Genomic DNA, 11,963 nt, shown 5'->3' on the forward strand with positions numbered 1-11,963 from the left:
GGTTGCATGATGCCTGTCCTGTGATCGGCTTGTGAGCGGGGCCCCACCCCGTCGATTCCGTCACCGGAGCACCTGCGGAAGGCCACTCCTCCAACTGCGCGACCCGAATGCCCCCTTGGGGTGCCGGTTCCACGCCGGAGTCTACGACCCCCTTCTTGATCACACGGATGGTCGCGAGGGCGACCGCACGGATGTGGCCACGGAAACGATCGAGGCCCCCTCACCGGTGGTGAGAGGGCCTCGACCTCGCGTGCGCCGCCAGGGACTCGAACCCCGGACCCGCTGATTAAGAGTCAGCTGCTCTAACCAACTGAGCTAGCGGCGCCTGCTGACCTGCATAACTCTACCGGATGTCCGGGAGTGGTCCCGACCGTCCCGCCCCGGCGGCTCGGCCTGTCAGCTGACCGGTTTTCCTCTTCCTTCAGTCAAAATGCGACATATCTGGATGGTTGGGACACTGGCGCCCGTACCGCAGCGAGGAGAGGATCCGCATGGCCGCCGCCCTGGTCTTCGAGGAGTACGAGCCCGACGCCGACTGCCCGTGTGCGGGCTGCGCCCGGCAGCGGCGCGAGCTGGCCCTCGGGCTCGCCGTGCACGCCGGCGGCCACCCCGCCGCACACGGCGCCCGCCGCGCCCTGGTCCTGGTCACCGCGGCCGGCGTGGCCCTGGGCGCGGGCGCCGGCGCCGCACCGGGGGCCGAGGCCCCCACCGCCCACCCGCCGGCACGGGCCGGGACCACCGGCGCCCTCGCGGGGCGCGACGATCCCGGGCCCGGTACGCCGCAGGGCCAGGCGGGGCCCCTGCACGGGCGGCCGCGTCCCGGGCCGACGGCGAGTCAGGCGGCCGTGTCCGCGCACACGCTGCGCCGCACCACCCGCGCCGAGATCATCAACCGGGCCAAGCTCTGGGTCGCGGCGAAGGTCCCGTACTCGATGGAGAAGTACTGGCACGACGGCTACCGCCAGGACTGCTCCGGTTTCGTCTCGATGGCCTGGGGCCTGCCCGGCAACGAGTGGACCGGCACCCTCGACCGGTACGGCACCCCCCTGAGCCACAGCGAGCTCCAGCCCGGCGACATCCTGCTGTTCCACAACCCCGACGACCCGAACAAGGGCTCGCACGTCACCATCTTCGGCGGCTGGACGGACTACACGCGCACCTACTACATCGCCTACGAGCAGGCCCGGCCGCACGCCCGCCGGCAGGCCACGCCCCTGGCGTACTGGACCAACTCCAGCCGCTACGTGGCCTACCGCTACAAGGGCCTCAGCGCCCTTCCCACCGCCGGGAGCCGGAGCACTCCGGTGTCCTACCCCGGCGCCGGCTCCTTCGGGACCGGCGCCGCCAACCGGTACGTGACCCAGCTGGGGCGGATGCTCGCGGCGCGCGGCGGCGAGGCGTTCTACCGCTCCGGACCCGGGCCCCGGTGGGGCGACGCCGACCGCAAGGCCACCCGGGCGTTCCAGCGGGCGCAGGGCTGGCGGGGCCGCGAGGCGGACGGGCTGCCCGGGCCGCACACCTGGCGGCTGCTGGTGAAGGGGCAGGGCCGCGACATCCCGGGCGCCGCCCGGAGCGCCGGCGCGCCGGCCTTCCCGGGGCGCGGCTGGTTCCGGCCGGGCCAGTCCAACGCGTACGTCGAGCAGCTCGGCCGCCGGCTGGTGAAGCGGGGCTTCGGCGCCCACTACCGCTCGGGGCCGAGCCCGCGCTGGAGCGAGGCCGACCGGCGCAACGTCGAGGCGTTCCAGCGGGCGCAGGGCTGGCGGGGCCGGGAGGCGGACGGCTATCCGGGGCCGGAGACGTGGCGGCGGCTGTTCCGATGACCGGGCGTGAGGACGAGGAGCGAGTGATGCGTACGGGGACGCCGGAGGGTGAGGGGACGCCGATCGGCGGGGCGCACGTGCGGCGCGTCCCGGTGATCGGCAACGAGACGACCGGGCCCATCCCGGTCCATCTGCTGTTCCGGGACGACGGGGAGGGCGAGGGCGCTGGCGACGGCACCGCGACCGCGACCGGCGTGACCGGTGTGGTGGTCGGCCCCGTCACGGCGGTGCGCGAGGAGGCGCCGCCGCGGCCGCCCGCGGGGCCCGCGCCCAAAGCCGTGTCCGGAACCATGTCCGGAACCGGGTCGGGCGTCGTGCCCGGCGCCGCGTCCGTACCGACCCAGGCACCGGCACAGGTGGCGGCGTCCGCCCGGTCGCGGCCCGTGCCGTCCGGCGATCCGCGCCTCGCCGAGCGGCCGGGGCCCGCGCTGCCCGGCTGGGCCGGGGTCGTCGCCGGGGCCGCCGCGCTCGCCGGATGCGCGGCGGTGCTCTGGTGGGTGGGTGTCGTGCCCCCGGCGCTGACGCACATGCTGAGGCTGCCGTCCCCTCCGTACAACGGCATCGCCCTCGGCTGGTGGGCGCTGCTGGCGCTCGGGGTGCTGCTGACGCTGTTCGCCTTCGGCGGGCTGGCGCGCGGGCGGGTCGGCTACGCGTGGGTGCTGACCCTCTTCGGCGACTACCGGGGCAGCGTGCGGCGCACCGGGCTGGTGTGGGTGAGCCCGCTCATGCTGCGCCGCCGGGTCGACGTACGGCTGCGGCACTGGCGCAGCGAGCCGCTGCCCGCCGTCGACGCGCACGGTACGGCGCTGCGGGTGGTGGTGCTGGTGGTGTGGCGCATCCGGGACACGGTCCGGGCGGCGCTCGGGGTCGCGGACCACGAGCGGTACCTGCGCGAGCAGGTGGAGGCGGCGATGGCCCGGGTGCTCTCGCAGCTGCCGGCCGACGCCTTCCACGAGGACGCCCCGACCCTGCGGGACGCGGAGGTGGTGGGGGACGCGCTGACGCGGATGCTGTCGGAGGAGTGCGCTCCGGTCGGTATCGACGTCTTCTCGGCGCAGCCGACGCGGATCGAGTACGCGCCCGAGATCGCGGCCGCGATGCAGCGGCGGCGCATCGCGTCGATCGACGCCAAGCACCGGGACGTGGTGCTCACCTCGGTGGTGGACGCGGTGGACGACATGGTCCACCGGCTGACCACGCGTGGTCTGGTCGAGCTGGACGACTACGACCGCAAGGCGCTGGTCAAGGACCTGACGGTGGCGTTCTACACGGGCCGCAGTGGTCCGGTCGAAGGCCCGTGATTGGTATGGACATGTCTAATTGACGTCCCTACATTGGGAGTTGGTCCAGACCAAAGCCCGGTCTGGATCGCACCACCGCACCACCACGCGCGCGCGTGTGCAGCACGGCTCATGGAACTTCCCCCACGTTCACCTGGAGCACCAGCATGCGAAACCGCACGATAGGCGCGGCCGTGGTGGCCCTCGGCGTCGCCGGAGCCTCTCTTCTCGCCACCAGCAGCGCCAGCAGCCACGGCTACACCGACTCACCCATCAGCCGCCAGAAGCTCTGCGCCAACGGCACCGTCACCAACTGCGGCGCCATCCAGTGGGAGCCGCAGTCGGTCGAGGGCCCCAAGGGCTTCCCGGCCGGCGGACCCGCCGACGGCAAGATATGCGCCGGCGGCAACTCCACCTTCGCCCAGCTCGACGACCCGCGGGGCGGGAACTGGCCCGCCACCAAGGTGGCAGGAGGTCAGAGCCACACCTTCCGCTGGCAGTTCACGGCGCGGCACCGCACCACCGATTTCAAGTACTACATCACCCGTAACGGCTGGAACTCCAGCGCTCCGCTCACCCGCGCGGCCCTGGACCCGCAGCCGTTCCTGACGGTCCCGTACAACGCCCAGCAGCCGCCGTCCACGCTCTCGCACAGCGGGACGATCCCCAGCGGCAAGACGGGCAGGCACCTCATCCTCGCCGTCTGGACGGTCGCCGACACGGGGAACGCCTTCTACGCCTGTTCGGACGTCCAGTTCTGAGCCGTGCGCGCACCGGCGCACCTGGGCACTCGCGGCACCCGCACGAAAAAGCCCCTCGCTTCCGCGAGGGGCTTTTCCCGTCTGTGCGCCGCCAGGGACTCGAACCCCGGACCCGCTGATTAAGAGTCAGCTGCTCTAACCAACTGAGCTAGCGGCGCCTGCTGACAGAGTTAATACTACCTGGTCCGAGGCGTGCTTCGGACCGCGAGGGCGTGAGCTGCCTCACATCGGGTGCGTACAGGTTTAGAGCGCCAGCGAGAGCACCACCGGCGCCGCCCTGCGGTTCAGCGCGTCGGCCGCCGAGCGCAGCCGGTGCGCGTGCTCGATCGGGAGCGAGAGCGCGAGGCAGCCCACGGCCGAACCGGCGGTCAGCGGGACCGCCGCGTAGACCGTGCCCACGGCGTACTCCTGGAGGTCCAGGACGGGGACGGTCGGCGGCTGGCTGTCCAGCTTGGAGAAGAGCACCTTCTCGCTGGTGATGGTGCGGGAGGTGAGCCGCGCGATCTTGTGGCGGGAGAGGTGGTCTCTGCGCCCGTTCACGTCCAGCTGCGTCAGCAGGCACTTGCCGACCGCGCTCGCGTGCGCGGCGGAGCGGAAGTCGACCCACTCGTTGACCTTCGGCGTGTGCGGCCCGTCCGCGACCTGGGTGACCTTCACCTCGCCGTCGATGTACCGGCTGATGTAGACGGCGGCGCCGAGCGAGTCGCGCAGCTCGGTGAGGGTCTCCTGGAGCTTGTTCTGCAGGGCCTCGCGGCGGGTGGCGCCGGAGCCGAGCAGGACGAGGGAGTCGCCCACGACGTACGCGCCGTCGGAGACCTGCTCCACGTACCCCTCGCGGCGCAGCATCAGGAGCATCGGGGCCAGGTGGCCGGTCGGGAGTCCGGTCTCGCGTGCGATCTGGACGTCGGTGACGCCTCCGGGATGCCGGGAGATCGTTTCGAGGACGCGCAGGGCGTAGTGCACCGAATGGAACGGCGCGGTCGGCTCGGGCTTCGGCGCCACGGTTTCCCCCTACCAGGTTGTGACCGCATGCTTCTGTACCACGATAGCCGCCAAGAACCGTTTCAGGAGGTCCCGTTGGCAAGAAAGTGTCCCGTCCCGGGGTCATATGCAGGGACGGGACACTCTGGCATATGCCAATGGCCTAGTTCAGGCGCAGAGTGGGAGGTCAGAGCACCGCGCCGAGGAAGTCGCGCGTGCGTTCGTGCTCCGGGTCGGAGAAGATCCGCTCCGGCGAACCCGACTCGATGACCTTCCCCGCGTCGAACATGAGCACCTCGTCCGAGATGTCCCGGGCGAAGTTCATCTCGTGGGTGACGCAGAGCATGGTGATGTCCGTGGACCGGGCGATGTCCCTGAGCAGGTCCAGCACCCCGGCCACCAGCTCCGGGTCGAGCGCCGAGGTGACCTCGTCCAGCAGCAGCACCTGCGGCCGCATCGCCAGCGCCCGCGCGATCGCCACCCGCTGCTGCTGGCCGCCCGAGAGCTGAGCCGGTCTCGCGTCGCACTTGTCGGCGAGCCCCACCATCTCCAGCAGCTCCCGGCCGCGCTCCACCGCCTCGTCCTTCTCCAGGCCCAGCACGCGTACCGGGGCCTCGGTGATGTTGCGCAGCACCGACATGTTCGGGAAGAGGTTGAAGTGCTGGAAGACCATCCCGATCTTCTTGCGCGTCTCGCGCCGCTGCTTCTCGTCGGCCGGGAACAGCCGGCCGCCGTTGACGCGGATGGTGCCCGCGTCGGGCTTCTCCAGCGTCATCAGCATCCGCAGGATCGTCGTCTTGCCCGAGCCGGACGGGCCGATGAGCGTGACGTGCCGGCCCGCCTCGACCGAGAAGCACAGGTCGTCGAGGACGGTGTTCTCCCCGTAGCGCTTGGTGACGTTCTCGAAGGTGATCAGCTCGGTGGACAGGGAGTCAGTGGACAAGGCGGCGCTCCAGGGCTCGTACGAGAAGGGATGCCGGATAGGCGATGAGGATGAAGGCGACACCGACGACCGTCAGCGGCTCGGTGTACTGGAAGGTCGCCGCGCTCTCCAGCCGGGACTGCTGGAGCAGCTCCAGCACGCTGATCCCGGCCAGCAGCGGCGTGTCCTTCAGCATCGCGATGACGTAGTTGCCCAGCGCCGGCGCCACGCGGCGCAGCGCCTGCGGCAGGATCACCGCCACCCAGGTGCGGTGGGCCGGCAGGCTCAGCGCGGTGGCGGCCTCCCACTGCCCGGCCGGTACGGCGTCGATCCCGGCCCGGTACACCTGCGCGGTGTACGTCGAGTAGTGCAGCCCGATCGCGAGCGTGCCGGTGGTGAGGGCGGAGAACTGCACCCCCCACTCCGGCAGGACGAAGAAGAGGAAGAAGAGCTGCACCAGCAGCGGCGTGTTGCGGATGAACTCCGTCACGGCGTGCACCGGCCACCGCACCAGCCGGCTCGGGGCGCGGAAACCGGCCGCCCACACGAGCCCGAGGGTGAAGGAGATGAGCGAGCCGAGGACGAGGATCTGCAGCGTGACCAGCAGCCCGTCCCAGAAGCGCGGCATGAAGTCCGCCACCGCGGACCAGTCCCAGTTCACTTGGCCACCACCCCGACGTTCGCCTTGGTCTTCCGTTCGAGTGCCTTCATGGAGCGGGTGATGACGAACGCGATCACGAAGTAGATCACCAGGATGACGGAGTAGATCTGCGCGCTCTCCTGGGTCGCCAGGCGCACCAGGTACGCGGCGAAGGACACGTCCCCGACACCGAGCAGCGACACCAGCGCCGTGCCCTTGAGCAGCTCGACGAGCAGGTTGCAGAAGGACGGGATCATCTCGGGCACGGCCTGCGGCAGCAGGACCAGCCGCAGCCGCTGCCAGGGTGTGAAGCTGAGCGCCACGCCCGCCTCACGCTGGGCCTTCGGCACGGAGTTCAGCGCGCCGCGCACGATCTCGGCGCCGTACGCCCCGTACGACAGGCCGAGCGCCAGCACCGCCGCCCACATCGGCACCAGCTGCCAGCCCAGCAGCGGCGGCACCACGAAGAACAGCCAGAACATCAGCACCAGCGCCGAGGTGCCCCGGAAGATCTCCGTGTACGCGCCCGCCAGGAAGCGGACGAAGAGCGAGCGGTGGGTGCGGGCCGTGCCGACGGTGAAGGCGACCAGCGCGCCGAGCGCGGCGCTGTACACGAGCAGCTGGACGGTGGTCCAGATGCCCGGCAGCACCCAGTTCTGCCAGAGTCCTGCGGTCATCGGCACAGCTCCTCGGCGGTGAGCGTGGTCATCTCGGCCTGGGTGAAACCGAAGCGCCGCATGATGCGGAAGAGCTCGCCGCTCTTCTTCATCTTGTGGATCTCGGCGTTGAAGGCGTCCCGGAGGTCGTGGTCGGTGGGGCGGAAGGCGAAGCCGCCGCCGTCGATCTTCTTCTCGCCGTCGACGACCGCCGAGAAGGGCGCCGTCGCCTCGGCCCGCCGGCTCTTCTCCACGACCAGGCGCGCGGTGAGCGCGGTGGCCGCGAAGACGTCGACGCGGCCGGACTCGACGGCGTTCAGACCGGCCACCTGGTCCTGGAGAATGACGACGTCCTTCTCGGGGTACCCGGCGGCCACGGCGTAGTCGAGCTGCGCGTACCCGGTGGCGGTGGCGAACCTGGCCTTGGCGCGGACCGCGTCCTCGTACGAGCGCACGTTCAGGGGGTTGCCCTTGCGGACGACGAAGGAGTCGAGCATCTGGTACTCGGGGTCCGAGAAGATGACCTGCTCGCAGCGTTCCTTGTTGATGTACATCCCGGCCGAGACGATGTCGAACTGCTGGGAGTTCAGGCCGGGTATGAGGGAGGCGAAATCGGTGGCGACGGGCTGGACGCGGCCGATGCCGAGCCGCTTGAAGATCACCTTCGCCAGCTCCGGCGCCTCGCCGGTGAACTCGCCCTGCTCGTCGACGTACCCGTAGGGGACCTCACCGGCGATGCCGAGCCGGACGGTGCCCTGCGATCTGAGCCGGTCCAGGGAGTTGCCGGAGGTGACGCGGCTGCACGCGGCGGTCCCCGCGCCCACGGCGGCGACCGCCGAGCCGAGCAGCAGGGTGCGCCGGGGTATCGGACGGGTGGTTCTGAGTCGACGAGCTGTACGGGCCATGGGCGCGCGGCTACCCGAGACCGCGCGGGGTATGCGTACGGGAACGCCGACCGACAGGAGGGCGTGACATGGAGGACGTGACATGACGACGGTCGGACTGCTCTACCCGGGGCACGCCGCCGAGGAGGACTACCCCCGGATGGAGGCTTTGCTCAACGGCCTCAACCTCCCCATCGTCCGCACCGACATCGGCGAGGACGCGCACCGCGTGGACGTCCTGCGGGAGATGGGCGCCACGGAGCGGCTCGCGGCCGGGGTCGAGGAGCTGCGGCTCTCCGGCGCCGAGTCGGTGGTCTGGGCGTGCACGAGCGGGTCGTTCGTGTACGGCTGGGAGGGCGCCCACGAGCAGATCCGGACCCTCGCGGCGGCGGCCGGGCTGCCGGCGTCGAGCACGGCGTTCGCGTTCGCGCACGCGGCGGGGGCACTGGGGGTGCGGCGGGTCGCGGTGGCGGCCACGTATCCGCCGGACGTCACGGAGCTCTTCGTACGGTTCCTGGAGGCCGCCGGACTCGAGGTGGTCGCGGCCCGGTCGAGCTCCGTCGTCACGGCGGCCGAGCTCGCCCGGTGGGGCCGGGAGCATGTGCTCCAGCTCGCCAGGACCGGCGACCACCCGCAGGCCGAGGCGGTGCTCCTGCCCGACACGGCGCTCCACACGGTGGCGTACCTCCCGGAGCTGGAGGCGGCGGTGGGCAAGCCGGTGCTCACCGGGAACCAGGTGACGGTGTGGGAGGGGTTGCGGCTGGCGGAGCGGCGCGGGGCGTGGTCGGCGGAGCTGGGGCGGCTGTTCGCGCGGGAGGGCGCGGAGGCGCTCACGGAATAGGCGCCCGGACAAGCGCCCGGACAAGCGTCCGGTACAAGCGCCCGGACAAACGTCCGGAATAAACGGAGAGGGCCTCATGTTGTCGATGGGTGCTGTATGCACGCATCCACGCAGGAGGATCCCTTGGTGAACGACGAAGCCGTACGAGGCGGCGACGCCATCCGCGGCACGGCGCACGGGAGCGCGCCCGTCCCGCTCTCCGTCCTCGACCTGGTCACCGTCGGCAGCGGGCGCACCGCCACCGAGGCCGTCTCCACCAGCGTGGCCCTCGCCCGGCTGGCCGAGCGGCGCGGTTACCACCGCCACTGGGTCGCCGAGCACCACTCCATGCCCGGGGTCGCCTCCTCCTCGCCGGCCGTGATCCTCGCGCACCTCGCCGCCCACACCGAGCGCATCCGGCTCGGCTCGGGCGGCGTGATGCTGCCCAACCACGCGCCGCTCGTCATCGCCGAGCAGTTCGGCACCCTGGAGGCCATGGCCCCGGGCCGGGTCGACCTGGGCCTGGGGCGCGCGCCCGGCACGGACGGCGCCACGGCCGCGGCCCTCCGTCGTACCGAGCGGCTGAACGAAGGCGCCGACGACTTCCCGCAGCAGCTCGCGGAGCTGGTGCGCTTCCTCGACGACGACTTCCCGGACGGCCATCCGTACGCCCGGATCCACGCCGTGCCGGGGCCGGTGCAGGGCCCGTCGGGCCGCCCGCCCGTGTGGCTGCTGGGGTCCTCGGGCTTCAGCGCCCGGCTGGCGGGGGCGCTCGGCCTGCCGTTCGCGTTCGCGCACCACTTCTCGGCGCGGAACACCATCCCGGCGCTGGACCTCTACCGCGACTCCTTCCGGCCCTCGACCGTGCTGGACGCTCCGTACGCGCTCATCGGCGTCTCCGCGCTCGCCGCGCAGGACGAGCGGGAGGCGCGGCGCCAGGTGCTGACGGGCGCGCTGTCGATGGTCCGCCTGCGCACGGGGCGGCCGGGCCTGATCCCGACGCCGGAGGAGGCGGAGGCGTACGCCTTCAGCCCGGCGGAGCGGGAGTTCGTCGACGGCTGGCTGTCGAACGTCGTCCACGGCACGCCGGATGCGGTACGGGCGGGGCTGGACGACCTCCAGAAGCGCACGGGCGCCGACGAGCTGATGATCACGGCCAACGCGCACGGGAGCGAGGCGCGGCTGCGCAGCTACGAGCTGATCGCGGACGCCTACGGCTTCTGACCGCTGCGCGTGGTTCGGGCTCGGGAACGGGTGCACAAGATCCATAAGGGAGCCTTAAACCGCTCGTCACCACCGGTGGCGGGCGGTTCGCACGCGTCCCTGACGAGGGGTTTCGTGGTGGAATTGGTCTAGTCCTCGTTTGGTTCGGACCATTGACGCACTGTTCACGCGGCCGCTATCACTGCTCCAACTCCCGTACCGCCACCCCCCTCGGAGGCCGCACGTGCAGCACCGCAAACCCCTCGTCGCCGCGCTCACCGGCGTGGCGCTGACCGCCGGCGCGCTGGCCGCCCTCGCCGGCCCCGGCACCGCCGCCGCTGCCGCCCCGGCCGCCGCCGCGCCCTCCTCCGGTGGGGTGAAGATCGCGTACTACGACCAGTGGAGCGTCTACGGCAACGCCTTCTACCCCAAGCACCTCGACACCCGGGGCATCGCGGGCAAGCTGGACATCATCAACTACTCCTTCGGCAACATCCACCCCACCGAGCTCACCTGCTTCGAGGCGAACAAGGCGGCGGGTGACGACGCCAACCCCAACGCCGGTGACGGCGCGGGCGACTCGTACGCCGACTACCAGCGGTCCTTCTCGGCCGCCGACAGCGTCGACGGGGTCGCCGACAAGTGGGACCAGCCGATCGTGGGCGTCTTCAACCAGTTCAAGGAGCTGAAGGCGAAGTACCCGAAGCTGAAGATCAACATCTCGCTGGGCGGCTGGACGTACTCCAAGTACTTCCACGACGCCGCGAAGACGGACGCGAGCCGCAAGAAGTTCGTGGCCTCGTGCGTCAAGCAGTACATCGCCGGTGACCTGCCGGTCGAGGGCGGGTACGGCGGCCCCGGCACGGCGGCCGGGATCTTCGACGGCATCGACATCGACTGGGAGTACCCCGGTTCGCCCGACGGCCACCTCGGCAACCACTACGGCCCCGAGGACAAGCAGAACTTCACGCTGCTGCTCGCCGAGTTCCGCAAGCAGCTGGACGCGTACGGCGCCGCCCACGGCGGCAAGAAGTACCTGCTGACCGCCGCCCTGCCGGCCGGGCAGGACAAGATCAAGCACATCGAGACGGACAAGATCGGCGCGTACCTCGACTACGCGAACATCATGACGTACGACATGCACGGCGCCTGGGACGGCGACGGGCCCACGTACCACCAGTCGCCGCTGTACTCCGGCTCCGACGACCCGACCGACCCGATCAAGCCCGGCACCGAGAAGTACTCGATCGACAACGCCATCGACGCCTGGATCGACGGCAAGCCGGCGTACGGCATCGCGGGCGGCTTCCCCGCGAACAAGCTGACGCTCGGGTACGAGTTCTACTACCGCGGCTGGAAGGGCGTCCCGGCCGGGGCGAAGAACGGCCTCGCACAGCCCGCGACCGGCGCCTCCGCCGCCCGGCCCGTCAGCCAGCAGGCCGGTATCGCGCACTACAAGGAGCTCGGCGGCATCGTCGACAACGCGGCGACGACGTTCTGGGACGACCAGGCGAAGGCGTCGTACTTCTACAAGGACGGCGAGTTCTTCACCGGGCTGGACAAGCGGTCGATCCAGGCCCGCGCGGACTACGCCCACAGCCGGGGCCTGGCGGGCGCGATGATGTACTCGCTGCTCGGACTGGACGAGCGGACCACGCTGCTCAACGACATCGTGGCGGCCGTCGGTTCGTCGCCGTCGACCCCGGACCCGACCCCGACTCCCACGCCGAGCCCGACCCCGACGCCCACTCCCACCCCCACTCCCACCCCCACTCCCACTCCCACGCCGGGTGCGTGCACGGCCGCGGCCTGGTCCGCGACGGCGGAGTACACCGGTGGCGCGCAGGTCTCCCACAAGGGGCGGACCTGGAAGGCCAAGTGGTGGACGAAGGGCGAGGAGCCCGGCACCACCGGCGAGTGGGGCGTCTGGCAGGACCTCGGCGCCTGCTGATCCGAGACCCACCCCCACGACCACCGCCCCTGCCCGGCGAACACC

Annotated in this window: 10 protein-coding genes, 2 tRNA genes and 1 pseudogene; 6 read left to right on the forward strand and 7 right to left on the reverse strand. The window is 71.4% G+C overall.

Annotation, left to right across the window (positions count from 1 at the left end; genetic code table 11):
- Window positions 1-251: 251 nt before the first annotated feature.
- Window positions 252-325: transfer RNA gene (locus ACIRNI_RS13075), tRNA-Lys, on the reverse strand.
- A gap of 166 nt (window positions 326-491) precedes the next feature.
- Here ACIRNI_RS13075 and ACIRNI_RS13080 point away from each other — a divergent pair.
- The 3 genes and pseudogenes from ACIRNI_RS13080 (at window position 492) to ACIRNI_RS13090 (ending at window position 3,861) form a co-directional block, all read left to right on the forward strand.
- Window positions 492-1,820, forward strand: a complete 1,329-nt coding sequence (locus ACIRNI_RS13080; RefSeq protein WP_403551027.1) for a peptidoglycan-binding protein — start codon at window positions 492-494, stop codon at window positions 1,818-1,820.
- Between the two features lie 377 nt (window positions 1,821-2,197).
- Window positions 2,198-3,121: pseudogene (locus ACIRNI_RS13085) on the forward strand (SPFH domain-containing protein); the annotation flags it as partial.
- A 146-nt stretch (window positions 3,122-3,267) separates the two neighbouring features.
- A complete protein-coding gene (locus ACIRNI_RS13090; RefSeq protein ID WP_403551029.1) occupies window positions 3,268-3,861 on the forward strand; it encodes a lytic polysaccharide monooxygenase in 594 nt (197 codons plus the stop codon).
- Between the two features lie 84 nt (window positions 3,862-3,945).
- On the opposite strand, the gene ACIRNI_RS13095 is transcribed toward ACIRNI_RS13090, so the two are convergent.
- The 6 genes from ACIRNI_RS13095 to ehuB all read right to left on the reverse strand — a co-directional run bounded on the left by ACIRNI_RS13095 (window position 3,946) and on the right by ehuB (window position 7,965).
- Window positions 3,946-4,019, reverse strand: a tRNA-Lys gene (locus ACIRNI_RS13095).
- 85 nt (window positions 4,020-4,104) lie between these two features.
- The gene (locus ACIRNI_RS13100; protein WP_403551031.1) at window positions 4,105-4,863 is read right to left on the reverse strand and encodes an IclR family transcriptional regulator; all 759 of its coding nucleotides are present in this window, start codon (window positions 4,861-4,863) and stop codon (window positions 4,105-4,107) included.
- 166 nt (window positions 4,864-5,029) lie between these two features.
- Window positions 5,030-5,785: an ectoine/hydroxyectoine ABC transporter ATP-binding protein EhuA gene (gene ehuA / locus ACIRNI_RS13105; protein ID WP_403551033.1), complete on the reverse strand. Its 756-nt coding sequence runs from the start codon at window positions 5,783-5,785 to the stop codon at window positions 5,030-5,032.
- Window positions 5,775-6,425 carry an ectoine/hydroxyectoine ABC transporter permease subunit EhuD gene (gene ehuD / locus ACIRNI_RS13110; protein ID WP_403551035.1) on the reverse strand — a complete coding sequence of 217 codons (651 nt, stop codon included), beginning with the start codon at window positions 6,423-6,425 and terminating at the stop codon, window positions 5,775-5,777. Before ehuD ends, ehuA begins: the two co-directional genes overlap by 11 nt.
- The gene (gene ehuC / locus ACIRNI_RS13115; protein WP_403551037.1) at window positions 6,422-7,081 is read right to left on the reverse strand and encodes an ectoine/hydroxyectoine ABC transporter permease subunit EhuC; all 660 of its coding nucleotides are present in this window, start codon (window positions 7,079-7,081) and stop codon (window positions 6,422-6,424) included. Before ehuC ends, ehuD begins: the two co-directional genes overlap by 4 nt.
- Window positions 7,078-7,965, reverse strand: a complete 888-nt coding sequence (gene ehuB, locus ACIRNI_RS13120) for an ectoine/hydroxyectoine ABC transporter substrate-binding protein EhuB (protein ID WP_403551039.1) — start codon at window positions 7,963-7,965, stop codon at window positions 7,078-7,080. Before ehuB ends, ehuC begins: the two co-directional genes overlap by 4 nt.
- 82 nt (window positions 7,966-8,047) lie before the next feature.
- On the opposite strand from ehuB, the gene ACIRNI_RS13125 reads away from it, so the two are divergent.
- The 3 genes from ACIRNI_RS13125 to ACIRNI_RS13135 all read left to right on the forward strand — a co-directional run bounded on the left by ACIRNI_RS13125 (window position 8,048) and on the right by ACIRNI_RS13135 (window position 11,918).
- The gene (locus ACIRNI_RS13125) at window positions 8,048-8,785 is read left to right on the forward strand and encodes a decarboxylase (RefSeq protein WP_403551041.1); all 738 of its coding nucleotides are present in this window, start codon (window positions 8,048-8,050) and stop codon (window positions 8,783-8,785) included.
- Between the two features lie 126 nt (window positions 8,786-8,911).
- Window positions 8,912-9,988 carry an LLM class flavin-dependent oxidoreductase gene (locus ACIRNI_RS13130; protein ID WP_403551043.1) on the forward strand — a complete coding sequence of 359 codons (1,077 nt, stop codon included), beginning with the start codon at window positions 8,912-8,914 and terminating at the stop codon, window positions 9,986-9,988.
- Between the two features lie 223 nt (window positions 9,989-10,211).
- On the forward strand, window positions 10,212-11,918 hold the full coding sequence (locus tag ACIRNI_RS13135) for a glycosyl hydrolase family 18 protein (protein WP_403551045.1): 1,707 nt from the start codon (window positions 10,212-10,214) through the stop codon (window positions 11,916-11,918).
- Window positions 11,919-11,963 lie beyond the last annotated feature (45 nt).

The sequence above is a fragment of the Streptomyces sp. NPDC093546 genome, assembly GCF_044765045.1.
Taxonomy (GTDB): domain Bacteria; phylum Actinomycetota; class Actinomycetes; order Streptomycetales; family Streptomycetaceae; genus Streptomyces.